The sequence below is a fragment of the Robertmurraya kyonggiensis genome (assembly GCF_005116465.1).
GTDB lineage: Bacteria > Bacillota > Bacilli > Bacillales > Cytobacillaceae > Robertmurraya > Robertmurraya kyonggiensis.
Genome location: NZ_SWBM01000012.1, coordinates 1 through 26,396, shown reverse-complemented (window position 1 = coordinate 26,396; position 26,396 = coordinate 1). Strand labels below are relative to the sequence as shown.

The 26,396-nt window shown below is 39.6% G+C and carries 24 protein-coding genes; 3 read left to right on the top strand and 21 right to left on the bottom strand.

Translation table 11 applies throughout. The features are described from left to right. The 11 genes from dcuS to FA727_RS24490 form a co-directional block, all read right to left on the bottom strand. Positions 1 to 1,596, bottom strand: coding sequence for a DcuS/MalK family sensor histidine kinase (gene dcuS, locus FA727_RS22940; protein WP_158318953.1), 1,596 nt, complete (start codon positions 1,594 to 1,596; stop codon positions 1 to 3). Between the two features lie 128 nt (positions 1,597 to 1,724). After that, the gene (locus FA727_RS22935) at positions 1,725 to 2,078 is read right to left on the bottom strand and encodes a molecular chaperone GrpE (RefSeq protein ID WP_136833783.1); all 354 of its coding nucleotides are present in this window, start codon (positions 2,076 to 2,078) and stop codon (positions 1,725 to 1,727) included. 27 nt (positions 2,079 to 2,105) lie between these two features. Then, positions 2,106 to 2,996, bottom strand: a complete 891-nt coding sequence (locus FA727_RS22930; RefSeq protein WP_136833782.1) for a CoB--CoM heterodisulfide reductase iron-sulfur subunit B family protein — start codon at positions 2,994 to 2,996, stop codon at positions 2,106 to 2,108. Further along, a complete protein-coding gene (locus FA727_RS22925; RefSeq protein WP_136833781.1) occupies positions 2,993 to 3,946 on the bottom strand; it encodes a succinate dehydrogenase/fumarate reductase iron-sulfur subunit in 954 nt (317 codons plus the stop codon). The genes FA727_RS22930 and FA727_RS22925 overlap by 4 nt, the downstream gene beginning before the upstream one ends. Then, positions 3,946 to 5,655: an FAD-binding protein gene (locus tag FA727_RS22920; protein WP_136833780.1), complete on the bottom strand. Its 1,710-nt coding sequence runs from the start codon at positions 5,653 to 5,655 to the stop codon at positions 3,946 to 3,948. Before FA727_RS22920 ends, FA727_RS22925 begins: the two co-directional genes overlap by 1 nt. A 29-nt stretch (positions 5,656 to 5,684) precedes the next feature. Further along, positions 5,685 to 6,245, bottom strand: a complete 561-nt coding sequence (locus tag FA727_RS22915) for a Fe-S-containing hydro-lyase (protein WP_136833779.1) — start codon at positions 6,243 to 6,245, stop codon at positions 5,685 to 5,687. Positions 6,246 to 6,261: 16 nt separating this feature from the next. Continuing rightward, positions 6,262 to 7,107 (bottom strand): fumarate hydratase, encoded by an 846-nt coding sequence (locus tag FA727_RS22910; protein WP_136833778.1) that lies wholly within the window; start codon positions 7,105 to 7,107, stop codon positions 6,262 to 6,264. 52 nt (positions 7,108 to 7,159) lie between these two features. Continuing rightward, positions 7,160 to 7,345: a hypothetical protein gene (locus FA727_RS24210; protein ID WP_158318952.1), complete on the bottom strand. Its 186-nt coding sequence runs from the start codon at positions 7,343 to 7,345 to the stop codon at positions 7,160 to 7,162. Between the two features lie 13 nt (positions 7,346 to 7,358). Further along, complete coding sequence (locus tag FA727_RS22905) at positions 7,359 to 8,837, bottom strand: anion permease (RefSeq protein WP_136833777.1); 1,479 nt, start codon at positions 8,835 to 8,837, stop codon at positions 7,359 to 7,361. Between the two features lie 202 nt (positions 8,838 to 9,039). Then, complete coding sequence (locus FA727_RS22900) at positions 9,040 to 9,927, bottom strand: LysR family transcriptional regulator (protein ID WP_158318951.1); 888 nt, start codon at positions 9,925 to 9,927, stop codon at positions 9,040 to 9,042. A gap of 233 nt (positions 9,928 to 10,160) precedes the next feature. Next, a complete protein-coding gene (locus FA727_RS24490) occupies positions 10,161 to 10,346 on the bottom strand; it encodes a hypothetical protein (protein ID WP_246042024.1) in 186 nt (61 codons plus the stop codon). Between the two features lie 75 nt (positions 10,347 to 10,421). Here FA727_RS24490 and FA727_RS22895 point away from each other — a divergent pair, with 75 nt between their 5' ends. Then, positions 10,422 to 10,979 carry a maltose acetyltransferase domain-containing protein gene (locus FA727_RS22895; RefSeq protein ID WP_136833775.1) on the top strand — a complete coding sequence of 186 codons (558 nt, stop codon included), beginning with the start codon at positions 10,422 to 10,424 and terminating at the stop codon, positions 10,977 to 10,979. 456 nt (positions 10,980 to 11,435) lie between these two features. Here the strand turns inward: FA727_RS22895 and FA727_RS22890 are convergent, their stop codons facing one another. From FA727_RS22890 to FA727_RS22875, 4 genes are all read right to left on the bottom strand, one after another. After that, on the bottom strand, positions 11,436 to 12,005 hold the full coding sequence (locus FA727_RS22890) for a lysozyme inhibitor LprI family protein (RefSeq protein ID WP_136833774.1): 570 nt from the start codon (positions 12,003 to 12,005) through the stop codon (positions 11,436 to 11,438). Between the two features lie 137 nt (positions 12,006 to 12,142). Further along, positions 12,143 to 15,019 (bottom strand): excinuclease ABC subunit UvrA, encoded by a 2,877-nt coding sequence (gene uvrA, locus FA727_RS22885; protein ID WP_136833773.1) that lies wholly within the window; start codon positions 15,017 to 15,019, stop codon positions 12,143 to 12,145. A gap of 7 nt (positions 15,020 to 15,026) precedes the next feature. Next, positions 15,027 to 17,006 carry an excinuclease ABC subunit UvrB gene (gene uvrB, locus FA727_RS22880; protein WP_136833772.1) on the bottom strand — a complete coding sequence of 660 codons (1,980 nt, stop codon included), beginning with the start codon at positions 17,004 to 17,006 and terminating at the stop codon, positions 15,027 to 15,029. Between the two features lie 171 nt (positions 17,007 to 17,177). Further along, entirely contained in the window at positions 17,178 to 17,405 is a 228-nt protein-coding gene (locus FA727_RS22875; RefSeq protein WP_136833771.1) for a CsbA family protein, read from the bottom strand. 145 nt (positions 17,406 to 17,550) lie between these two features. Between FA727_RS22875 and FA727_RS22870 the strand changes: the two genes are divergently transcribed. Beyond that, positions 17,551 to 17,997 carry a hypothetical protein gene (locus FA727_RS22870; RefSeq protein ID WP_136833770.1) on the top strand — a complete coding sequence of 149 codons (447 nt, stop codon included), beginning with the start codon at positions 17,551 to 17,553 and terminating at the stop codon, positions 17,995 to 17,997. A 77-nt stretch (positions 17,998 to 18,074) separates the two neighbouring features. Then, positions 18,075 to 18,272: a hypothetical protein gene (locus tag FA727_RS22865; RefSeq protein ID WP_136833769.1), complete on the top strand. Its 198-nt coding sequence runs from the start codon at positions 18,075 to 18,077 to the stop codon at positions 18,270 to 18,272. 82 nt (positions 18,273 to 18,354) lie between these two features. Here FA727_RS22865 and FA727_RS22860 read toward each other — a convergent pair whose 3' ends face one another. The 6 genes from FA727_RS22860 to FA727_RS22835 form a co-directional block, all read right to left on the bottom strand. Beyond that, the gene (locus FA727_RS22860) at positions 18,355 to 21,273 is read right to left on the bottom strand and encodes an EAL domain-containing protein (protein WP_136833768.1); all 2,919 of its coding nucleotides are present in this window, start codon (positions 21,271 to 21,273) and stop codon (positions 18,355 to 18,357) included. A 137-nt stretch (positions 21,274 to 21,410) separates the two neighbouring features. Then, positions 21,411 to 21,602 carry an aspartyl-phosphate phosphatase Spo0E family protein gene (locus FA727_RS22855; protein WP_136833767.1) on the bottom strand — a complete coding sequence of 64 codons (192 nt, stop codon included), beginning with the start codon at positions 21,600 to 21,602 and terminating at the stop codon, positions 21,411 to 21,413. Between the two features lie 112 nt (positions 21,603 to 21,714). Beyond that, positions 21,715 to 21,921, bottom strand: coding sequence for a hypothetical protein (locus FA727_RS22850; RefSeq protein WP_136833766.1), 207 nt, complete (start codon positions 21,919 to 21,921; stop codon positions 21,715 to 21,717). A gap of 172 nt (positions 21,922 to 22,093) precedes the next feature. Then, a complete protein-coding gene (locus FA727_RS24860) occupies positions 22,094 to 24,148 on the bottom strand; it encodes a LuxR C-terminal-related transcriptional regulator (RefSeq protein ID WP_246042023.1) in 2,055 nt (684 codons plus the stop codon). Beyond that, positions 24,139 to 24,381 carry a hypothetical protein gene (locus tag FA727_RS22840; RefSeq protein ID WP_136833765.1) on the bottom strand — a complete coding sequence of 81 codons (243 nt, stop codon included), beginning with the start codon at positions 24,379 to 24,381 and terminating at the stop codon, positions 24,139 to 24,141. Before FA727_RS22840 ends, FA727_RS24860 begins: the two co-directional genes overlap by 10 nt. Positions 24,382 to 24,395: 14 nt before the next feature. Beyond that, the gene (locus tag FA727_RS22835; protein WP_136833764.1) at positions 24,396 to 25,823 is read right to left on the bottom strand and encodes a DUF7125 family protein; all 1,428 of its coding nucleotides are present in this window, start codon (positions 25,821 to 25,823) and stop codon (positions 24,396 to 24,398) included. Between the last annotated feature and the right edge of the window lie 573 nt (positions 25,824 to 26,396).

Below are 26,396 nucleotides of genomic sequence, written 5' to 3'. Positions count from 1 at the left end.
TTACTCACCTTCCAAAATATAAGGAATTGTTACTGTAAATATCGAACCTTCCGATTTTGAGCTGGATATTTTTATGCTCCCCTTTAATTTTTCGATAGATTGCTTCACCAAGAAGAGGCCGTAGCCACGATGCTCTCCCTTTGTTGAAAAACCTTTCTCAAAAAGCATTGGTTCGTGTTCCTTTGAAATGCCTTCACCGAAATCACGCATCTCAACAATTATGTTTGAGCTTTGGAAATCTAGGAGAAGAACGATATGCTTATGGACTCCCTTTTGTGATGCATCCATAGCATTATCAATGAGATTTCCTATTATCGTGATCAAGTCATGCGAAAATTGCGGGTCTTTAAATCCAGGAAACATATTTTGGATCGATAGCTCAAATTGGATACCCTTTTCTCGTGCATAGCTCAATTTACCAAGTAGAAAGCCGACAAGAGCTGGTTCATTCAGTTTTTTGGTAATATTTCTTATATCATTCTGAGTATCTTCCACTGTTTTTTCTATGAACTTCTCAAGTTCGCTATATTCCTTTAAATGAATCATCCCTAAAATACAATGAAGCTGATTCATAAATTCATGAGATTGGGCTCTCAGGGCGTCCGCATATAATTGCACACCTGTCAATTGTTCAGCCAGCTGTTTGATTTCACTCTTATCTCGCAACGTATTAACGGCTCCAACGATCTCACCATCAACAATAATCGGTACAGTATTACTCATGACCTCACTACCATTGACGAGTTGCTCCTGATCTAAATAGGGCTTCCCTGTTTTGAGGGTTTGTTTCAACTTAGAATTAATTAAATAAGAATCTACTTTTTTTCCGATCGGATTATCCTTCAATCCTAACTTTCCGAATAAATTCATTGCTGATTTATTTACTAACGTAATATTTCCGTCCTGATCCACAGCGATTATCCCTTCATGAACCGATTCAATCAGTGCTTGTCTCTCATTTAAAATTCTCGCAATTTCTGATGGTTCAAGACCTAACAAAACACGTTTTACAAAATAAGATAACAAGACTGCACAAATCGTGCCAAAGATCATACCAATGCCGATACCCAAAAAAATATTTTTTCGGATCATGCTCAGTACAAGCGAGATTCGCTCCAAGGAAATCCCGACAGCAACAGCACCAATTTGTTGATGGTTTTGGTCAAAAATAGGGGTAAAGGCTCGCAGTAACTTTCCTAAGGTGCCTTCAGATATGGAAGAATACTCCTTACCAACTAGTACATCCTTTTCATCTCCTCCCACAAACTTCTCGCCGATTTTACTCGAATCAGGATGAGACTTTCTTATTCCATTCATATCGAGGACGACAATAAATTCTACATTCGTGGAGGTCTGGATTTTACGCGTAAAATTTTGAATTGTGGGTACAGAAGTTTCCTCTTTCAAAGCATCAATAATTGTAGGTGTCTGGGCAATCATTCTCGAAACGTTTAAAGCCTTTTCCTCTTGGCTCGCCACTATTCGAGCTGATATGGTACTATTGATAAAATAACCAGTAACTAAGATAGAAAAACTAACCACGATACTTACGAGAAGAATGATCATATATTTCAGCTTCATTTTCTTCCATTTCATGTGGAAACACCTCATCAGTTGTCAACTTAATAGGTTACTAGCGTTATCATAGCACAACCATTCGCCCCTAAATTGTTCGATATACGAGCAAAAAGTGAACCTTTTATTGCAAAAATAGGAAAAGGTCTTCACAAAGAAGACCTCAAATTCCCTATATAGCGATGATACCTACCTGTCTGAATCGTAACCTTAATAAAGCTTTCTAACCGTTCCTTCCAAGTTTGATTAATATTCTCTGAATCAAATATTGCTTTTCCATCCTTCACTTCTATCCATTTTTGTGTATCATCATCTTGAAAATAGCCTGTAACGGATGTTGATAGCTCGTGAAAGGAATCCGTACTTGAATAGATGATCCCATGATAAATATAGCTCTCTCCATATTGATCATGGATCCAATCGTCATGCATATTGATTAACCAGAGCATTCCTCTATCTACGCTCCCGACTAGTTTTGCTCTTTTTTGGTAGAGTCCCTTCATGCCTTAAATCCCCTTTTAGAGATCTTGTTATACCGCTTGTATTTTTCTTTGCAATGCAGGAATAGCATCTACGACGTGGCGATCAATCGCAAGTTCCTCTGGACTGATCCCTAAAGCTAAGCCTATTAATTGGGGCAAATGGATTATCGGCATTGTAATGTCTTGATCAAATCCTTTTTGTGCATCAGGTTGATAAGCATCCAACTGCATTTGGCATAACGGACACGGAGTCACGATGCAATCTGCCCCAGCCTCTTTCGGGGACAAACAATTAATTCCTGTCATTGTCATCACTTCTTTTTGGGCTGGAAAAACAGCGTGGAAACCACAGCAAGCAAGCCTTTGGTCAAATTCTACACATTCAGCTCCTAGGGCTTCTGCAACCATTTCCATTGATTGTGGGTTGCGATGGTTTTCAAAGCCCATCACATCTGGTGGCATCAAAATATGACAGCCGTAAAAGTTAGCTACCTTTAAGCCTTTTAGCGGGACCTTTACTTTTTTCTTAAGATTTTCCAAACCATAATCCTCAAGAAGTGCCCAGAGCAAGTGGGTAACTTCAACTGTTCCTTTGTACTCTAACCCCGTTCGCTCCAATCCTACATTTACCTTTTCTTTAAGATTTTCGTTTTTATCCATTTTCAGCTTTGCTGTACGGAGCATTAGCGTACATGTATTACAAACGGTTATTAATTTGGATACCCCTAATTCTTCAGCTAATGCGATATTTCGAGCATTGATCGATGTGGATAAAAATCCATCTATGTCTTGAATATGACTTGCCCCACAACAGGTCCAGCCATCTAATTCGATCAGTTCAATTCCTAAGACAGCAGCAACCTTTTTGGTCGAAATCATAAGTTCCTCTGCCGCTGATTCTAATGTGCAGCCTGGAAAGAATGCATATGTTAATGTCATGACTTAACCTCCTCAGCATACTCGTATAACCTTCTCACTTCATGAATACCGGAAATTTGCTTTGGCATATGAAGTGGGTTGATTTTTCCCTTTTTGATCATTCGTAACGCAAATGGAATTTTTGTTAATGCTGTTTGTACTAAACCATCTGTTTTGATTGGAAGCATTGTTTCATTTAATCGGCCCTTATTTTTTACGTCATCATGAAAGGCATATGCATGCTTTGCTCCTTGGTTATTCACTGCACCCATTTGCATCGTGGATGAACGTAAATACGCAATTTGATCTGTTAATGGGATTGATTTTGGACATTGAGATACACACTGCATACAATGAAGACATTTCCACAAATCGTTTTCAAGTACAGGCTGAAGATGATCTTGTGGTGAACCATCTCTAGAATCTACGATATAACGATAGGCCCTGTTTAGAATAAACGGTTCAAGATAGCCTTCTTGATTTACAGCTAGCTGATTACATTCTGAAGCACAGACACCACAGAGAATACAATCTGTTGGAGCTGCGATTTGATGGAACTCCTCTTCACTTTGCAGAAAGCCGTGTTCATTGCTTCCTTTTTCACTCGGAATGATCCAAGGCTTAACCTTTTCCATCTTCTCCATCTTCGGTTCCCATACAATGACTAAATCCTTAATGACATCAAAATTCTTCAGCGGTTCAAACGTCAAATTCATCGTCTTGTACGTATCCAAAACCTCGTCTAGTGACGTATTACAAGCGAGAAAGGCGTTGCCATTGATTTGTACAGCACAGCTACCACAAATGGCATGACGACAAGCAGAAGTAAAATTCAAAGTTGGATCCTGTTCTTCCCGAATCATCGTCAGCAACCAAAGAATCGTTTTTCCTTTTTCATACGGTACTTCGTATTTTTGATAATAGCTTTCACGTCCATCAAATCTCTTAATTTTTACCGTAATCTTTTCCATTAGTATTTCCGCTCCTCCGGTTGATATTTTGTAATCTTTACCGGTGCATACTCCAGTCGATATTTATTCCCGTTTTTATAAATGAGCGTATGTTTTAAAAATTGCTCATCATTCCGGGTTGGATAATCTCCTCGAGAATGGGAGCCTCTGCTTTCCTTTCGATTCAGGGCACCCATCGTAACAGCTCGAGCAAGTTTTAAAATATTGCCGATTTCTACATAATTGATAAAGGCCATATTATATTTTTCAGCAGGATCTCCTGCATAGGCATCCTTATATTCTTCAATCAGCTCATCTACCGTTTCCAAAGCCTTCGCCATATCTGACTCTGTCCGGAAAATTCCTACGTTGTACCACATCGTTTCCGCTAAGCGATTGCGAATGTCAAACATGCTTGTTCCAACCGTGTTTTCTCTAATTGCTTTAAATTTTGCATTCCACTCTGTAGCTTCTTGTTCAAGCTTAGTCGTACCTCCGAAGATTCTCCGTTTCGCAGATTCCTTCGCTCCAATACCAGCATACTTTCCAAATAGGACGACATCTGCGACAGAATTTCCACCTAAACGGTTCGCACCATGAATGGAAACAGAGCAGCATTCCCCAGCAGCGTGGATGCCATCAATTGGGGTACTACATGTTTCAAAGTCAGAAACATGAATACCTCCCATTGTGTAATGACAGCTCGGGCGAATTGGTACTGGTTCCTTTATAAGGTCGACTCCTTCGAACTCCATTGCCAGTTCACGAACCTGAGGAAGACGTTCCATAATTTTCTTTTCACCTAAATGGCGAAGGTCCATTAATACATAAGATGTCATTCCCTCTCCGAATCCACGACCTTCTTTAATTTCGGTTTCTATCGATCTCGACACAAGATCACGAGGTCCCAGCTCCATTTTTTCAGGTGCATAGCGAGCCATAAAACGCTCTCCAACTCTATTAATTAAATATCCACCTTCTCCACGGCATGCTTCTGAAAGCAGCACTCCTGTTTGGGCAAGACCTGTTGGATGAAACTGAATAAACTCTGGATCCTTAATCGGAATTCCCGCCTCAAAGCACGCAGCCGTTCCGTCCCCCGTCATATTAATGGCATTCGTCGTTCTGCTCCAATAAATTCGTCCAAACCCACCAGAGGCAATGACAACGGATTTAGCCTGAATCGGATAGATTTTTCCTTCTCGAATGTCCATCGCAACTAAGCCTTCAAATTCTCCATTTTCTACAACAACAGAGAGTAAGAACCATTCATTCAAAAATTGAACCTTATTTTTCAAGCATTGTTCATATAAAGCATGGAGGATAACATGACCGGTTTTATCAGCGGAGTAGCAGGTTCTTGGACTGGAAGCACCACCAAATGGTCTTTGCGCCACATGCCCATTTTCATCGCGAGAAAATGGAACGCCGTAAAAATCTAATTCAGATATGATCTCTGGCATTCTCGACGTAAAAAATTCAACTGCATCTTGGTCCGCCAAAAAGTCACTACCTTTTACTGTATCCCTAAAATGCTTTTCAGTAGAATCGGTATTGTCCCTGTATCCCATTGCAGCATTGATGCCCCCTTGGGCAGCCCCTGTATGTGAACGAGTAGGAAATATTTTGCTAAGGACGGCTACTTTCAAATTTTTATCTTTACTGGCTGATAGTGCAGCCATCATTCCTGCACCACCAGCACCTACTACAACAACATCAAACTTCAACATCGGTGTCCCTCCTCATCTTCGTGTCCAAATTAATCCACCACTTTATATTGCTGAACACCTAATTCGTATAAGTTATTACCCTCTGAATCTATCGCAACAATACAAGGATAGTCCTCCACCACTAATCGGCGAATCGCTTCAGGCCCTAATTCATCAAAAGCGACCACTTCCGCCTCTTTGACGGAATCAGCAATTAACGCCGCAGCTCCTCCAATTGCAGCAAAATAGACAACATTATTAGCGATCATCGATTCAATCACTTCTCGACTACGAGGACCTTTTCCAATCATGCCCTTTAAGCCTTGCTCCATCATTATTGGCGAGTATGCATCCATCCGTCCGCTTGTTGTTGGTCCGCATGAACCAATGACCTTCCCTGGTTTGGCAGGGGTGGGACCAGCATAATAAATAACTTGATTTTTGAAATTGACCGGTAACTCCTCACCCGCTTTAATCGATTCGGTTAAAAGTTTATGGGCAGCATCACGGGCCGTATAAATCACACCGGAAATCGATACTTGGTCCCCTGCTTTTAAGTCCTTCACAACTTCATCTGTTAAAGGTGTCGTGACCTTATTAATATTCGTCATCTCTGTTCCCCTCCGTTTAAAGAATGGCTTCTTTATGTCTTGCCGCATGGCAATTTAAGCAAACAGTAACTGGCATCGTAGCAATGTGAGTAGGATAGGTCTCAATATGGACAGCTAAGGCTGTTACCTTACCACCAAATCCTTGTGGACCGATTCCTAATTTATTGATTTCAACTAGTAATTCTTCTTCAAGCGCTTGATATGCTGGATTTGAATGAGGCTGACCAGCTTCACGTGCCAATGCTTTTTTTGCTAATAGGGTGCTCTTATCCATAGTTCCACCAATTCCAACACCGACAATAACTGGAGGACAAGGGTTTCCACCTGCTTGCGTAACAGCTTTGATGATAAAATCTTTTACTCCCTCTAAGCCTTCTGCTGGTTTCAGCATCTTTAATGCACCCATATTTTCACTTCCAGCCCCTTTAGGAAGCACTTGGATTTTCACTTGATCACCGGGAACCAGTTCTGTATAAATCACAGCCGGTGTGTTATCTCCTGTATTTTTTCGATTTAGGACTGGATCTTCAACAACCGACTTTCGAAGATAGCCCTCTTGATAGCCCTGACGAATCCCTTCATTAATAGCATCATTTAAGCTTCCACCGATAAGGTGAACATCCTGACCAATTTCAACGAACACAACGACTATCCCTGTGTCCTGACACATTGGTGCATGCTCAGCTCGTGCTAACTCTACATTCTTAACAATCTTCTCCAAGCTGTATTTGCCAAACTGAGATTCCTCTGTAGCTACCGCTTCTTTTAATAATTTTTCAACATCCCTCGGTAGATCACAGGCTGCTTCTATACTTAAGGTCTTTACGACTTCTGTTATTTGTTCTACTGTTATTTCTCTCATTTTGAACCCTCCATTTTTACTAGCTTGCGATATAGCTAGTTTTTATTTCTGATTATTGTCCACTAAATACGAGTTGTTCAGAGCTTTCGCATTGGCTACAAATCATGACTGGCACTTTTAACTCATAGTCGTCATCTGCACCATGAAAATAATCAATGGTACTACTCTTCAGTAAATCTGCTTGACAGCAATTCGATTTCAAGGTTAACACCTCCGTTTTTAGGAATCTATCAATCATAAATCGTATTGTTTTACCATAACCCGAGAATCTTCCACCAAATCCCACCAATCACTGCCCAAATGATGATGTGGATAAGAGAAATTGCAAAGCCGATTGACCACCATTTATTTTGGGATACGTAACCCGAGCCAAAGAATACTGGCGCCGGTCCTGAGCCGTAATGAGTAATACAGCCAAATAGGTTTCCGAAGAATCCTAGTATGAGCGCTGTCAGCATCGGTGGTGCACCTGCCGCCATTGCTACTGCTAGAAATGCCGCATACATCGCACTCACATGTGCTGTACTGCTGGCAAAAAAATAATGAGAATAGAAGTAAATCAACGCTAGAGCTCCGAGCGCCCAAATCCAAGAGAGTCCACTTACCGCTCCGCTCATCATGTCACTGAACCACGGAATCATCCCTAATGTATTTAAGAAGGATGCCATCATTACAAGAGCAGCAAACCAAACTAATGTATCCCATGCTCCTTCTTCCTTCTTAATATCATTCCAAGTTAAAACAGAAGCTAATAATAGGACTGATAGTCCTATCAGAGCTGTTGTTGTAGCATTAATTCCAATACTTTCACCAAAAATCCATAATCCTAAAATGAGTAGAAATACAGCAATCATGCTCCATTCTGATTTACTCAGTGTTCCCATTTCTTGTAGTTTTTTCGTTGCAATTTCGGCTGCTGCAGGTGTTTCCTTAATTTCTGGTGGGTACACCTTGTAAATAAAGTACGGTACAACGATCAAGCTGACGATACCAGGAACCAGAGCCGCTATCGCCCAGCCCGTCCATGTTATTTTTACTCCAGCGTCTCCTGCTAGAGTAGCTGCTAAAGGGTTTGCTGCCATCGCCGTTAGAAACATTGCTGAGGTTATCATGTTTCCTTGAAAGGCTACCTTTGTTAAGAACGAGCCAATTTTTCTCTCCGTCCCATCTTCTACTCTTGAGCCAAATGTCTCTGAAAGTGAGCGAATGATTGGAAAAATAATTCCTCCACCACGAGCCGTATTACTTGGCATAGCTGGAGCTAAAATTAAATCGCTAATCAATAAAGAATAAGAGAGTCCTAATGTTTTCTTCCCGAATTTTTTCACAAACATATAAGCAACTCGGTTACCTAGACCTGTTTTAATAAATCCTCTTGAAATGAAGAATGCGATAACAATGAGCCAAATCGTCGTATTTTGAAATCCACTTAATGCATCTTGCAACTCTAAAGTACCTGTTAAAACAACGGCTGTGATTGAGAGAATCGCTACTCCTCCCATTGGCATTGGCTTAATAATTAACCCAACAATCGTCGCAACAAAAATTGCGAACAAATGCCAAGCCTTTGGGTCTAATCCAGCGGGGGCACCGATGAACCAAATAATCACCCCGACTGCAAAAGTGATCAGTAACGTAACAAAATTTACTTCTTTACTTGATTTTTCTTTTTTTGACTTAATCTTTGAAGGATTTTGAGGCTGAGCTAACTTCCGTACTGCCGCTCCCATTTTTTTCACTCCCAAAATATTTTTTTGTTACAGGCAGAGAATTGTGCTCCTGCTTATGTGAATATATTCACACGTTTTTTCTTTATCGTGAAATACCGATTTTCTATAAATATATAGATTAAAACTATAAGTGAAACATTTCACAAACTTATCTCTAAAAAAACACAATCATCGTGAAATTAACTTTCAATCATTGTGACTTTCACACTTTTCTATTTTGTTGTTCAGTACAAAAATATTCCCTAATAAAGGCTATCACCATTTGACAGTCGTTCGATAAAACCCTGCCTTTCTTCCAAGCGAGTCCAATATTGATGTTCAATCGTTTCTTTAATGGTATGGCGACTATGTCTCGATGATCCTTAACGTACATATCCATTAGTAAGGATAGTCCAAGACCATTAGCCACCATCGCTTTCACTGTTTCGACTTTATCTGATGTAAAAATAATATTTGGCTTGATGCTAGACGGAAAACAATATTTTAGTAGTGCATTATGATGAACGTATTCTTCCGTAAGCATGATAAATTTTTCTTTGATTAGATCATTGCACTGAAGTGATTTTTTGCTGTGTAAAATGTGATTTCTTGGAACACAGATCACGAGCTGGTCCTCAACCAAAGGTACCATTTCGAGTTGCTCTGAGGATTCAGGTAGAATGATAAATCCCATTTCAAGTTCACCATTCTCAATCAAATTTTTAATAGCCACAGATCCCTTTTCGGTTACTTCGAATTCTATATTTGTGAATTTTTCTTTGAACCCCATGAAAACATTTGGAAACATTTGAGCACCAATCATTGGTGGTAAACCTATTTTAACGACCCCGGTATCCAATTCATTTATTTCAACAATCGCTTGGTTCATTTCAGACAAAATCTCTGTAATACGCGAATGGAAAATTTCACCCTTTAACGTTAGGGAAACACTTTTCGTCGTTCTATCAAGTAATTTTACACCCAACTCTTCCTCCAATTTATTTAGAGAGTTGGATATAGAAGGTTGGGATACATGTAAAGATTCAGCCGCATGGGTAAAGCTTTTTAGCCTACTGACCTCAACAAAATACTCTAATTGTCTAAGTTCCACTTTTCTCAAACCTCCTGTTTCCATCTTTTCTTGTAAATGTAAGAATTCAATGTCATTATATTTCGCTTTTCAAATGCCATTTAGATATTTAACTTTTGATATCTTTATGTAACTAATGTAAGTGGAATCTTGTAACAAAACGTTCATTTACAGATAGGTACGGTAAGAATAGAGGAAATAATTTAGAGTTGAAATTATGTGCACAAAAAGAGCCAGACCCGAAGGCCTGACTGTTATTGTATTATTTCTTTTTCTTTTAATAGATGGTATGCATCTGCCTCAAACTCGTCTTTGATTTGATACTCTAGGTTTCCTTCGACGATTTTAGCACATCGCCCTCCAAGTGGCTTAAGCAATTCTTTAATTTTTTTTATATCCATTGCTTCTTTCACTGGGTAATTTACTTTCAACTTTACCACCTCCCAGTTCAACTATAGTAAACTATAGGTTCTGAAACAGTGAAAAACATCACTAAATACAAGGAGCTATCATTCATGAAAACTGAAAAAGAGAAAATGTTAGATGGCGAGCTCTATAATGCAGCCGACCCAGAATTAGTAAGTGACAGAGTAAACGCTAGAAAGTTAACAAGATTATATAATGAAACACTAGAAACTGATTTAGATAAGAGAACTGAATTATTGAAGGAATTGTTTGGCTCTACTGGAGAAAGCTTGTACATAGAACCGACATTCCGCTGTGACTACGGCTCTAATATCCATGTTGGGGAAAATTTCTATGCTAATTTTGATTGCGTCTTTTTAGACGTTTGCGAGATTCGCATTGGCGATAACTGTTTTGTTGCACCAGGCGTTCACATCTACGCAGCGACGCATCCTCTTAATGCGCAAGAACGGATTTCAGGAGTAGAATACGGGATTCCAGTAACAATCGGTGACAATGTCTGGATTGGCGGAAGAGCAGTGATCAATCCTGGGGTTAAGATTGGGAACAATGTCGTTGTTGCCTCTGGTGCAGTCGTTACAAAGGATGTACCTGATAATGTGGTCGTAGGTGGAAATCCTGCGAGGGTCATTAAAGCGATTGATTAGATTTATTTTTTGAGGGGTTTGGGTCATGAGAACACTATTTTCATTGGAGCTTGTGACAGTGTCTTCATGGATTTTTCATGCGGACACTGTTCGTTGGATTCTTGCAATAGTTGGCTTCATGAATGCTCCATGCGGACACTATTCGGAAGTTTCCTCCAATAGTTGTCTTCATGACGCGTTCATGTGGACACTATCCGGAAGTTTCCTCCAATAGTTGTCTTCATGACGCTCTCATGCGGACATCTTTCACTGCATTCTTGCAATAGTTGGCTTCATGAACGCTCTATGCGGACACTATCCGGAAGTTTCCTCCAATAGTTGGCTTCATGAACGCTCCATGCGGACACTATCCGTGGGATTCTCCCAATAGTTGTCTTCATGCTCGCTCCATGCGGACACTAATCACCGGATTCTCTCAATAGTTATCCTCATACCCTTCCCAAAATAACCATTTGATCATTTCATATAGTCTTCCACCAATTCAAAACATCTCTCTTCGGTAAGGTCGCTCAAGACCGCCACATATTCTAACTGTTCCATCGTTCCGCCTTCGTATTTTAGAGATGCCTCTTTTGCAGTTTTATCTCGATATTTTATCCATTCCCGTTGTTTGATTCTTAATTGTTCCATCTCTTCTGAAGAAAGTTGATGTTTTAGGACGCCATAAATTTCATTCAGCAACCCATCCCAAACTTCGTATCGTTTTCCTTCTGCACCCTTCATTCCATATGTACTATCATCTTCAAGATTTTCCCGTAACTCATCTGTTTCTTTTTGAGTATCATTTAATTTCATGAGATATTCTGCCTTAAGACTAGCAACTACTTCTTTGTCATTTGTATCATTAGTATTAGGAGCAGAATTGTCTTCATCTACAGTATGTTCTCCCGAATCTTCATTTGTAATTTGAGCTGGTTGTGACTTATTATCCAAAGTAGAACTTGCCTCATTAGATGTGTTTCCACAAGCGCTCAATAATACAACCGTCAACATTCCTATAGCAAACTTACGATGTTTATTTTCCATTCTAAAATATACCTTCTTTTGTCATCTAGATTTTAAGCATGGAATTCCCCCCCTATATTTTAACATAATCTTCCTATTTATTTCTCCCCACAAAAAAACGAGTACAAAACCACCGAAGTGATTTCATACTCGCTCTATTAATTCACAGCACTCTTTTCCTTTTCCTGTATAAGTTCCTTCATGCGTTGACGATCGCGTTCTAGAATTGGTTTTAGGTATTTTCCTGTATGGGACTCGAGGGTGCCTGCTACCTTTTCAGGTGTACCAGTAGCAACAATCGTTCCGCCCTTATCTCCACCTTCAGGTCCTAAATCAACCAAATAGTCAGCCGCTTTGATCACATCTAAATTATGCTCGATGACCAGTACTGTATCGCCGTTTTCCACAAGACGTTGAAGCACGACTAACAATCTAGAAATATCGTCGACATGAAGTCCTGTTGTTGGCTCATCAAGAATATAGAACGAGCGACCAGTCGAACGACGATGGAGCTCGGACGCAAGCTTCACACGTTGCGCTTCCCCACCAGAAAGTGTTGTCGCTGGCTGCCCAAGCTTCACATAACCAAGACCCACATCAAAAATTGTTTGCAGCTTACGCTGAATTCTTGGGATATTCTCGAAAAATTCAAGGGAATCCTCAACTGTCATTTCTAAAATATCGGAAATACTCTTTCCTTTATATTTCACTTCTAACGTCTCACGATTGTAACGTTTTCCATGACAAACCTCGCATGGTACATACACATCTGGAAGGAAGTGCATTTCGATCTTGATGATTCCATCTCCACGACAAGCTTCACAGCGTCCACCTTTAACGTTAAAGCTAAAGCGACCTTTTTTATAGCCGCGAACCTTTGCCTCATTTGTCGCAGCAAATAGATCACGGATATCATCGAACACACCAGTATACGTTGCAGGATTTGAACGTGGTGTACGACCGATTGGAGACTGGTCAATATCAATGACCTTATCTAAATGCTCAATTCCTTTAATCTCTTTATGCTGACCTGGTCTAGTTTTTGCGCGATTCAGCTTTTGAGCTAACGCTTTATGTAAAATTTCATTTACGAGCGTACTCTTACCTGAACCAGAAACACCTGTAACCGCAAGGAACATCCCTAGTGGAAATTTCACACTGACATTTTTCAGGTTATTTTCCTTTGCACCTTTAATCTCAAGGAAACGTCCGTCTCCCTTTTTCCGTTCAATCGGAAGTGGGATAAACTTTTTACCAGAAAGATATTGCCCCGTTAAAGAATTCGGATCTGCCATTACTTCTTCCGGTGTTCCTGCAGAAACGATTTGACCCCCATGCACACCCGCTCCTGGACCAATATCAATCAAATAGTCAGCGGCAATCATTGTATCTTCATCATGCTCAACAACAATAAGTGTGTTGCCAATATCGCGCATGTTTTTCAAAGTATCGATGAGGCGATCATTATCTCGTTGATGGAGACCAATGGACGGCTCATCTAGAATATACAGTACGCCCGTTAAACGTGAACCGATTTGGGTAGCAAGACGAATACGTTGCGCTTCTCCACCAGATAAGGTTCCGGCAGCACGGTTAAGCGTTAAATAGTCTAGCCCTACATTAATAAGGAAGCCTAATCTTTCACGAATTTCACGGAAAATTGCACTAGCAATTTGCTTCTCTTTTTCCGTGAGCGTGATGCCATCAATTTGATCAAACGCTTCTCTGATTGATAAAGAAGTAACATAGGAAATGTTTTCGCCATCGATAAGTACGGCCAAGCTTTCTTGCTTCAAACGATCGCCTTTACAAGTTGGACATGGCTGCTCGGCCATATACTTTTCCATTTGCTCGCGGATGTAATCAGAGCTTGTTTCTTTAAAACGGCGTTCCACATTGCCAATGACGCCTTCAAATTGAATGTAGTTCTCACGGATTTGACCAAAATCATTTTCGTAACGGAAATAGATTTTATCCGTTTCAGAACCGTAAAGTATCTTATCAAGATCACTCTGTGGCAGGTCTTTCACTGGAATATCCATATTAATGCCAAAATGGTTGCACACCGCTTCTAGCAATTGCGGATAATATTGAGAGCTAACCGGTTCCCATGGTGCAATCGCCCCTTGTTTTAACGTGAGGTCCGGATTCGGGATAATCAACTCTTTATCCACTTTCAGCTTCGCACCTAAACCATCACAATCTGGGCATGCCCCAAACGGACTGTTAAAAGAGAACATCCTTGGCTCCAACTCTCCAATTGAAAATCCACAATGCGGACAAGCATGATGTTCGCTAAATAAAAGCTCCTCTTCACCCATCACATCAATGAGGACTTTTCCTTCTCCAAGTCTTAGTGCGGATTCCAAGGAATCTGCTAAACGAGCACTGACGCCTTCTTTGACGACAATGCGGTCAATAACCACTTCGATAGAATGCTTTTTATTTTTATCAAGAGAGATTTCTTCTCCTAAATCAAGCATCTCCCCATCTACACGTACACGGACATAGCCCTGCTTTTTAATATCCTCAAATACCTTTACATGAGCACCTTTTCGTCCCGAAATAATCGGTGCGAGTACTTGAAGCTTTGTGCGCTCTGGATATTCCATGACACGGTCGACCATTTGCTCAATCGTTTGGGATGTAATTTCAATACCATGAATCGGACAAGTTGGTCGTCCTACTCTGGCAAATAAAAGACGCAAATAATCATAGATTTCTGTTACTGTTCCAACAGTCGATCGAGGATTTCGACTCGTCGTTTTTTGATCAATTGATATCGCTGGCGATAATCCTTCAATCGTATCGACATCTGGCTTGTCCATTTGTCCTAAAAATTGGCGTGCATATGCAGACAAGGATTCCACATAGCGACGTTGTCCTTCTGCATAAATCGTGTCAAACGCAAGCGAGGACTTTCCTGAACCTGAAAGTCCTGTCAGCACTACAAGCTTATCTCTCGGAATCGTTACATCAATGTTTTTTAAGTTATGGGCTCGAGCGCCTTTTACGACTAATTTATCCATTGCCATTGTTTCTTTATCCCTCCGCCTTCAGCTCTAAAATCAGATCGCGCAATTCAGCCGCTCTTTCGAAGTTGAGGGCTTTTGCTGCTTCTTTCATTTCTTTTTCCATATCGGAAAGCACTTTTTCTCGTTCTTTCTTACTTAAAGCACCAAGCTTTTTAGCTGGTGTGTACTCTTCTGTTTCCTCTGCTGCCATTGTTGCTCGGATCGCATCGCGAATATCCTTTTGAATCGTCGTTGGCGTGATGCCATGCTTTTGGTTGTATTCCTCTTGAATAGCGCGACGGCGCTTCGTTTCACTAATCGCTAGTTCCATTGAATTCGTGATTTTGTCTGCATACATGATGACGTGTCCGTTCGCATTACGAGCCGCCCGTCCAATCGTCTGGATGAGGGATCGTTCTGAACGCAGGAAGCCTTCTTTATCCGCATCCAAAATCGTTACTAGAGAAACCTCTGGAATGTCTAATCCTTCTCTTAAAAGGTTGATTCCTACTAAAACATCATATTTTCCGAGACGGAGTTCGCGAATGATCTCAATCCGCTCAAGTGTCTTAATCTCTGAATGCAAGTAATTGACCTTGATACCAATCTCTTTTAAATAATCGGTCAAGTCCTCTGACATTTTTTTCGTCAACGTCGTCACAAGAACACGTTCATTCTTCTTCACACGTTCTTGGATTTCGCCAATCAGATCATCTATTTGTCCTTCAATCGGTCTAACGTCAATAGTTGGATCAAGCAATCCTGTTGGACGAATGATTTGCTCCACCATTTCAGGTGTGTGCTCGATTTCATATGGCCCTGGTGTTGCCGAAACATACACAGCTTGGCTAATATGCTTCTCAAATTCTTCAAATCGTAAAGGTCGGTTATCGAGTGCAGAAGGCAGACGGAAGCCATGATCCACAAGCACTTGTTTCCTTGCTTGGTCCCCGTTGAACATGCCGCGAACCTGTGGCAGAGTCACGTGTGATTCATCAATCACTAAAAGGAAGTCCTCTGGAAAATAATCAAGTAATGTATATGGTGTTGAACCAGCTGGTCTCAATGTTAAATGTCTTGAATAGTTTTCGATCCCTGAACAGAAGCCCATCTCACGCATCATTTCGAGATCATAACGGGTTCTTTGCTCGAGGCGCTGTGCTTCAAGCAGTCTGTTGTTTTCACGAAGGTCCTTCAATCGTTCCTCAAGCTCTTTTTCAATATTCTCAATCGCTACACGCAGTTTCTCTTCACGGGTAACGAAGTGGGATGCTGGGAAAATAGCGACATGCTCTCTTTCTCCCATAATCTCCCCTGTTAAGGCGTCTACCTCGCGAATCCGATCAATTTCGTCTCCGAAAAATTCAACGCGCAAACAGTGTTCATCCTTAGAAGCCGGAAAAATCTCGACAACATCGCCACGAACACGGAAGGTTCCACGCTGGAAGTTAATATCGTTACGTTCATATTGGATGTCCACTAATCGGCGAAGGAGTTGATTCCGCTCGATCTCCATTCCTGTTCTTAAGGAAAGGACCATCTCTCGATATTCTTCTGGCGAACCCAAACCATAAATACAAGATACGCTGGCAATGATAACAACATCTTGTCGCTCAAACAAAGCTGAGGTCGCCGAGTGACGCAATTTATCAATCTCATCATTAATACTTGAATCTTTTTCAATAAATGTATCAGTCGAAGGCACATACGCCTCCGGTTGGAAGTAATCATAATAGCTGACGAAGTATTCGACCGCATTATTCGGAAAAAACTCTTTAAACTCACTATATAATTGCCCAGCAAGGGTTTTGTTATGGGCGATAACAAGCGTCGGTTTGTTAATTTCCTTAATCACATTCGAAATCGTAAAGGTCTTCCCTGTCCCAGTTGCACCGAGTAGAGTTTGATGCTTTTTCCCTTCTCTAATCCCTTGGACAAGCTTTCGTATCGCTTCTGGCTGATCTCCCTGAGGTGAATATTTTGAGACAAGTTCAAACTGCTCCTTCATAAAAAAAGCCTCCTTCTCTACACAGTAGCTTATTTTTCGTCCGAAAAACTCATATTCCCATTCTACCACAATTAACCTAAAACTAACCAATAAAATACGAACGGATATTCGTTTTTTTATTAATTGAATGTAAAAATGACCAATGAATGGAGTTTCACTGGTCACTGTATGTTATCGTTTCGCTTTTGTTGTCATTCGATGGGCATACCAAAACCCAGCAGTTAAGGAGAAGGCATCAATGACAATGAGTAAAAATGAGTTGGTATAGCCTTTATATACAGAAGCGGCGATTAATGCCACGGTAAGGATGAGTCCAATATAGCGATTGTAGGTTACGCGGGTAAATAGCACGACGAGTAACCCGGGTATAAATAGTGCAGATAATATTTTCACGAACACTTGCTACACCTTCTTAATCTAAGAGTCTCTAAGGTAAAGAATACCAAAATCACTAGGGGTTTAGCTAGTGTTGGAATTGAGGGGTGGTGTGGAATTAGGGGAAAAATTAAAAAACATTGTGACAATGATGTAAAAGTGAGATACTTTGTACTTGCTAGAAGACGGTACGTTTCTGCATGTTGAATATCAAACAACAGTTAAGAAACATGACACTTTCCGGTTTGGGGGATACGTACTGGGTTTGTATAATAAATTTAAGGATGATAAACGTTATTCAGCATTTATCTTTAAAAGCGTAATTATTTATGCTCCTCATATTAAAAGAGCTTCTGTGAAATCTTCACTTGATTTAGGATCTATTCTTTATCAATTTGATCCCCTATTTCTTAACGAAGTTCAACAAGAAGAATCGTATCTTCAAATAATAGACAAAATCCGTCAGAATCCCAATGTTCAATTAACAGATGATGAGAAAATGATTATTCTTTACAAACCACTTTTTAATAGAAGAAAAAAGAAATTGAAAGAGATGCCCTTCTTGTTACCCGAGATATTCAAGAATTATCGGATGAATCCGAAAAGGTGCACCTAACAGGAACTCTGTTCATACTAGTAAGGAAGTATTTGAGCGAACGTGGGCAAAAAATAATATGGGAGGCGTTACAACAAATGGATATTATTAAAGAAGAAATCGAAAAACAAATTAAGCAACGTACTAGAGAAGAAAAAAAGGAATTACTGAAAGAACTTTTAATCGAAGCAATTAAAAAAGGCGATTCACAGAAATCGATCGAAAGAATCATCAAAAAGGGAAATTTCACAAGAGGCGAAGTCGAGAAGATCTACCAAGAAATCGACAAAGACTAAGTACTACGCTAGCGCAACTTTTCCCCAGAAGAAAAGCGCCCGAAAAGATTAACTTTTCAAGACGCTTGTCCTGTCTTATTCCTTAATTCATACTCTTTAAATAATCATATTTGCTTTCCAGAAGAATGCTAGAATCCGGGAGCATAGCCCCTTCCTTAAGTTGAAGAATCACTTTATTGAATATCGGGGCAAATCTATCCCGTTCCGCCTCATTAAAAGTGTACTCAAAACCATATTCATAGAGTCCATCTATCTCAAATTTCCAGGCATTTCTTCCAACAAACTTGACTTCTTTACCCATAATCATGGTACTAAACTGGATCATCATATCATTTCGAATAGGGAGATTAATACTGGTCACATATTTGAGCCCACCTATACTCATATCCTCAATGATCGCTTTCGAAGAACCTAGTTTTACATCTTTGTTCATGAATTTGATAATCGTCATGTCCGCAGTTAGCGGATAATCTAGTTTTGCACGGAAGTATTTTCTGCGATTTTCAATTGCTTCATTTAAGGCATTCGTTTGTAATGGTTGAATGACTTCCTTTTTAAGAAGCGATTCAAGCCTTGTCTCCGATACAGGCCTGCTATAAATATATCCTTGGATTTGTTGGCATTCTTGTTGAAGAAGGAAGGTGAGCTGTTCCTTTGTTTCTACTCCTTCAGCCACAATATTGATATCAATTTCTTTTGATAAAAAGATCAGACTCTTCACAATGGCATCATTCGTACTCTCCAATGTAATCCCATCAATAAAAGACTTATCAATTTTAAGCGTATCAATATCTAAATCCTTCAAATAAGACAAGGAGGAATAGCCTGTCCCAAAATCATCTAAAGCAATTTTGACACCTAATGCTTTTAATTCAGTAATAATATTTTTTGTTGCTTCGGTATTTTTAATGATCGTTTGTTCGGTTAATTCTAATTCAATTAACATCGGCTCAATTCCTGCCTCATGAATCGTTTGCTGAACCGTTTTAACAAAGTCTGTCTTTAACAATCTTTTCGGAGAGACATTTACTGAAACAGGAACCACCGGAATACCTTGTTTTTGCCATTGGGCAAGCGTCTCACAAACATCCTTCAGTACCCAATCACCAATTTTGAAAATAAAACCATTTTCCTCTGCTAAAGGGATAAATTCACCCGGTGAAACGATTCCCCACTCTGGATGATTCCAGCGGACAAGCGCTTCCGCACCTACGATTTTAGATGTCTTTGGATTAACTTTTGGCTGATAATGAACGTACAACTCTTCGTTTATAATCGATTTTCTTAAGTCTCGTTCCAAATGGTACTGTTTGAAGGATTCAACATTCATGGAAGGAGAAAAAATTCTCCAATCATTTCGTCCACCTTCTTTCGCTTTATACAAAGCGGCGTCGGCATTTCTTATCAGCGTATGCGGGTCTTTTCCGTCTTTTGGATACGTACTTATTCCAATACTCGTCGTAACAAAAAGCTCATAATCTTCTATATAAAAAGGCTTCTCAATCTCCCTAATAATTTCATTTGCTAGTTTTATTGCATTTTCTAGGGAGGATATATTATTCATAATGATTGTGAACTCATCGCCACCAATACGAGCAAGGAATGTATCTGACGATAAATATTTTCTCAACCGCTTGGAAAAACTCACGAGAAATTTGTCCCCAATTTCTTGCCCCAATGTATCATTAATATACTTAAAGCGGTCTAAGTTTAAATAAAACACAGCAAACTTCATGTTTCTATCCGCAGCGTTTTGGATTAGTTCACTTAATTTTCTTTCACAAAATCTTCTATTCGGTAAATTCGTTAAATAATCATGATCAGCGATATAGGCCAAGGATTCTGTATAATCCATTCTCTCTGTAATGTCTCTTACGATTCCATCTAGTTGAACGAGATTTCCATCCTGATCAAGATGTGGAATGGTTTGATCATCAAGCCATTTGAGTTGTCCTTTTCCATCAATAATGCGATATTGATGGTTTATTTCTTCTCCGGTAGCTAATTGGAGTTGTTTTTTTTCTACCTGTTCTCTATCGTCCTCAAGAATAAATTCTTTCCATACTAGGGGATTTTCTTTAAAACTTTCGATACTCACACCATAAATCTCTCTTACCCCTTTAGAGCAAAAGGTGATTTCATTTGCATGAATATCATATGACCAAATCCCTGCTGCTAAGCGATCGGAAACAGATTGGAACCGTTCTTCACTTTGCTCTAGCTTTGACTCTAATTCTCTTTGCTCAGTAATATCTTGAATCGTACCGAAAATACGGTCTACTTCCCCCTCTTCATCAAGAATGACATTAGTTCGAACGAAAACAAATCGTACCTTGCCATCGCCTCGAACAATCCGGTGCTCAAAATCGAGCTCTGTCTTTTCATCTAATATTTTTTGGAAATTCTTACGATAAGTCCGTTTATCCTGCGGATATACATATTCAAGAATATTTTCCCAATTTAATTCAAATACATCTTTTTCAATTCCAACAATTTCATAGACTTGCTTGTTCCAATAAGTTCTATTGGTTTTGATGTCATACTCCCAATTCCCAATATTGGTCACCCTTTGTGAATTCTCAAGCTGATTACTTATATGAGTGATCTTGTTTTCGAAAGTTTTAACAGTGGTCATATCCTTGCATATTACAAAGATGGAAGTCTCAGATGGAATAAACGTAATTTGAAGTGGTATCTCCTTACCCGATTTCTTATGACGCATTGCCGTATCAAAAGTAGTTTTATATCCTTGCGTAGCTTTACGAAAATGATGTCGTACCTTTTCGCTTTTCTTAGATTGGAACAAATCGTTAGCTAGTAATTCAGCTTCTCTTTTTCTATATCCCAATAAAGATGTTATCTCATGATTTAGCGAAATCACTTTCCCTTCAAAATCGGTTATAAAGATTGCTTCAGGGTAATCTGTAAAGAGCGTATAAAATTCTTCAACAACTTCTGGCGTTGTATCCTTTTTATTCGATAATAGATTCAATAGTCCCATGTGCACATCTCCTTAAAACCTAACAAAAGGTATTCAATTGGAAAAAATGTAATTTATTTGAGTCTTAAATCCTATCATATATGAAAAATTCGCTATTTTAAGATGTTTTAATAGTACAAATATTGAAAGCGATATTATTAGCGGCTATTCTGTAGTTCATATCCAGTACGTATGCATCGATAAAAAGCATTGATTAACTCATCCAGTTCCTGGCTACAAAGGATCGTCTCTGAGCTGTGCAATCCTTTTTCCGTTGCCACCTCAACTAGTTTTCTTTTTTTCTCTGAGATTTCTTGTAGTATCATTTTTCCTTCATTCAAATTATTCATATCCGTTCCCCTCCTGAAAATCACCTGATTTTGTTATCTTCATTTTGGAGAATGTACAGCGTTTTGATAATCCCCGCCTATTCCCATTTCTTTGAAATTTCCTTTTTTAGGATTACACTCCTATTTGAATAGAAAACTCTCCTGGACAGATGTATTGATACTCATCGCTTATTTTGGATACCACCTGAAACTCGACTAAAAGATCTAATTGTTGAGCAATTTGAGCATCATCCACACCAAATCGCTCACTCAAAGTATGTGGATCCAATCCTTTTTGAATATAGAGGACACATAAACACATCAACCATGGATTTTTCATCTTGCCCCCCTTATCTTCTTACTTCAGTATTTCCTTAAGTTGTGCTTTCATTTTGCTAGAATTACGGGGTTAAAACCATCCTCCCTACTTCCTTTTAATAGAAATAGGAATAGACTCCTATTGGATCAAAAAAGAAGACTGCCGCTCGAGAATCATCTCGGAGGACAGTCTTCTATTTGGGGGAGTACCCCATTTGATACACCTTCGCAATGGCTTGTGCACGGTCTGTGACTCCAAGCTTTTGCAGGATATTCGTCATATGATTTTTCACCGTATGGTCACTGATAAAAAGCGACTGGGCAATTTCACGATTGTTCAAGCCATTCAGGACCTGAGCCAATACTTCCATTTCACGATTTGATAGATTCAGCTTTTTTTTTATTTCTTCTTCCTCAAGGCCAGCTGCGACCTGTTCCTCTAAAGGAATGACCATCTCGACCATATAATTTCTTGATTCCCACTCCTCAAATTTATGTAAAAGTGGGTCATCTTTTATACGAGGATCAAGCTTCACACCTATATGGTGTAGGAGAATGAATAAAACCTTAAGCGAAACATGCTCTACTTCATTCGTATGGTAAAATTGCGCCATTAACTCTTGCGTTTCTTTTTCAACGATAGAATCTTGCCAAATCTCTTCCTCATAAAAGGACAACACAATCGCATTTTTAATGGTATGGATTTGCTGAGAGGTTAGACCAATATGCTGACCGAATCCGCTCACCAAATCTATTGCCTGCTGGGATAGTTCATATTTTGCTGGCTGCTGTTTTTCTAATAGTTTCGTAAAAACATGGATGATCTTCTCATCAGATTGTGGCGCTTGTTCTTTTTCCAACAAAGAAATAGATATTCCACCAACAATGCCCATACTCGACAGGAATGGGATATACGGAGTTACTTCCTCCTCATTGCGAACGCCAATACTGAGGACCCCAAATACCTGGCTCCGAAATGTAATCGGCATTTCATACACAAGGCTTCCATTATCAAGTTGATGAAAAACACCTTTCGTCATGTTTACATTTTCGGCAGCGAAATACCTTTTCCCTAAATCTCTGCCATAATAAGCTAAAAAGTCATTTTTCATTCCACGTGATAGAATGGATAGCTTACATTCCTCCTGCACATCTTTATACAGGACGCAGGCAAAAGTTCCAGATAGAAGATTCATTCCCATATCAATCAGGATATAGAGCACTCTCTTCATGTTCTGCACATTTGTCATCGCGCTGAAAATTTCGTTAAAGGCTGATAGCTGTAGGAGATGATTTTGAAAGCTATCTCTCATGGTTTGCTGGTTTAGAAAAATTCCAATAAGAGAGGCCAAGTGTCGGATATCCGTCACATCAAAATGAGCCTCTTCCTTTTCACTTCCTCCGAACAACAGCGCCTTCGTCTGTCCCCCGATTTTAATTGGCTGACAATACAGGCTTCTTGGAAAAAGACCGTTTTCCTTGTAAGGTAAAAGCCGCGGATCTTCCTGAATGTTCGTCCAATGAGAATATTCTTCAGTCACAATCACTTGGCCAAAAAATCCTTCTCCTATTGTAATTTCTTTCCCCTTAATAGGTGCATTCCTAGAATCAAGAAAATGTAGAATAACATATTTCTCATGTTCTTTTTGTAAAGCTACGCCAATAAAATCAAGCTCTGAGCGTAGCTCCTTAAATTGATGTAAGAGCAAATCTAGATTAAAACTTTCATTCGAAATTTGTTCAGCAACCCATTCCGTTTTCGAAGTTTTCCTTTGATAAACATCTACATGTTGTTGTGATTGATAGATCGATTGAATGGATTCAGAAAGTTGTTGGAAGGCGGATAAAATTTCCTCTTTTTCTTCCTTTGACACAATTGGGAACATCTCTAAATAACCCACAAAATGGACACCTTCAGAATGTTCCAGAAGATACTTTTTTACAACTTCTACCGTCCCTTCCTCAACGAGGACACCGCCAATTAAATAAAAAGGCTTGGACAAACCTGTTTCAACAGGTGCAATTAACGTCTTCAATCCTGGGATAATCTCAACAAAAACAGTATTCTTTATCTTTGATGGATTTGGAATGAGATCAACGATTTGCTTAAATAACGCGTCTTCAAAAAGCCGTTTCGGATACGAGACCTCCGTCTGTGAACAGCGGTTTTCATCGACCATTAAAATCATCATACCAAGCAGGTGAGCATAACCATTCTGAAGGTTTTGGACCGCCTTATTTAGTCCCATATCGCTTCTCTCTGAAATTGAAACGTGTCTGGTTGCAGATATCGATAGATTGCCTGCTCGCCATCGCCGATTTTTTCTAGGATGGAGACTGTTACCAAGTGCTCTAATATTTGTGCTAATTCGGTTGTTCTTCTTCCAAGCCTTGAGGCTAATCCTTCGACCGTTTCAAACGTGTAAGGATTTTCTTCGAAGAAAAGCGTACACTCTACTTTTAGGGGATTAAGCTGTAACATTTGTGTCCCCCCTCCTATATCAGATTAATATATGGCTTTGTATTTATATTCTCGACAAGCAATGGATTGGACATTTTGCCCATTGGTGATTTTAAAAGCTGAACATATTGATAGCTTCCTTCCACCCATGTTTTGATCACTCCGTTTGACGTACGCTCGATAAAGCTCGATAACTCCGAACCCAATTCGGTAAAATTAGATAATGATAGAACACTGAACCCGGATGCATTTAACTTCGATATTTCTTCCGTAAAGTAGGTTTGTAGAAACTCTTTGCCTCGTTGAGACACGATTGTATTTAAATCGTAATAGACAAACCATTTTTCATTTCGTTCAACACTCGCTTGAATATGTGGGGCAAGAATCGCTTGAACCTCCGTGCGATATTCATCATTATTCAGTTCAGAGACATCGATGATGGCATCTTCAAAGCCTGGTGGAATCGGTCGACGATAATGCTCGATAAAGAAAATCTTCTTTTTCTCCACATATTCTTTTAAAGAAACACCGTACAGTCCATATAAAAACTCCAGATCATTAATCGTAGACAGACTAGATAGTAAAATGATTAAACTTTCACCAGCTAATAGGCGATTAGCAGCAATCGAGACAGCCAAGTACTTATAATTGGCTTTGCTGTTTGTGTCTAAAATAAAGGCTGACCCTTCTGGGATTCCTCCATCTAACATCTGATCTAGCTTTAGAATTCCTGTAGTAATAGCTGTAGCATTGTACAAATGAGCCTTGTCCTCCACCATGGAGAATGCAGGCAGCAAATGAATTCCGTGATCGGTAATTCGGTAAATATGCTCCCCCTCAATGATCTTGCGTCCTCTCATTTTGAACACTTCTAATGTACGCTTGCGATAATGCTCCTTGTAATCCTTGAGCGCTAAACGGATAACGCCATCTACGACATAGTTAATATATGAAGTTTCTGGATCGGTAGTAGATGTTTGCTCTTGAATGAGCAGGGATGTCAGGTTGAACTTTCTCAAAATATTGCGAAGTTTATAGAGGGTTTTTCTTTTTGTCTCGACACTTTCGTCACCGATTTGGAACAAACTTACACTGTCGATGGCAACGCGCTTACAGCCAATCTCATTGATGATTTGCTCAAATAAGCCGTTTTGTGTTTCCATTTGTTCAAGTAGCACTTGCGGAGAGATGCATAGCACTCTCATTTTATTTTCGCGTTCTAGGGCTTGGATATCCCATCCGAACGCTTTCATTTCTTTATATAATTGACCAGGTAGCTCTTCAAATGTAATGTACAAGCCTGGTTCATCGTACTGCACAGCACCATTGTAGAGAAATTGCATACTTAAATTGGTCTTCCCTGTTCCAGGCAATCCTTCTAGTAAAATTGTAGCTCCTGTTGGAAATCCACCATTAAGTAGAAAGTCAAGTCCTTGAATACCTGTGGAAGTATACTGATTCATAAAGTGCTCCCCCTTGCTTTCCCCTTTGTATTGATTCCTATCATTTTGTAGAAATCTAGCAAAATTGTGATAATTCTATTATACCTGTTAGAGGGCTGCGATTAAATACATTTCCGAAAAAATGTAAACAATGTATGCGTAGTGGAAACTACTTTACAGGTAAGAAGACCTATTAACAGCAGCCTTAGGAGTGGCTCATGCAGACACTAATTAGTGGAAACACGGGAATAACGTCCGCATGGAGCTTTCATGAAGACACTATTTAGCGGAAACACTGGATTAACGTCCGCATGGAGCTTTCATGAAGACACTATTTAGCGGAAACACTGGATTAACGTCCGCATGAAGCTTTCATGAAGACACTATTTAGCGGAAACACTGGATTAATGTCCGCATGAAGCCCTCATAAAGACAACTATTGCAAGAAGCCAGTGAAAGATGTCCGCATGAAGCCTTCGAGACCACTGAAAAAGTGGGGTATTTTTTTAGATACTTTGATCGGAAATCGAAAATGAGAGATTATATAGCTGCTTTAGAGGATAGTATGCCTGCTATCCTCTTTAAATTTACCGC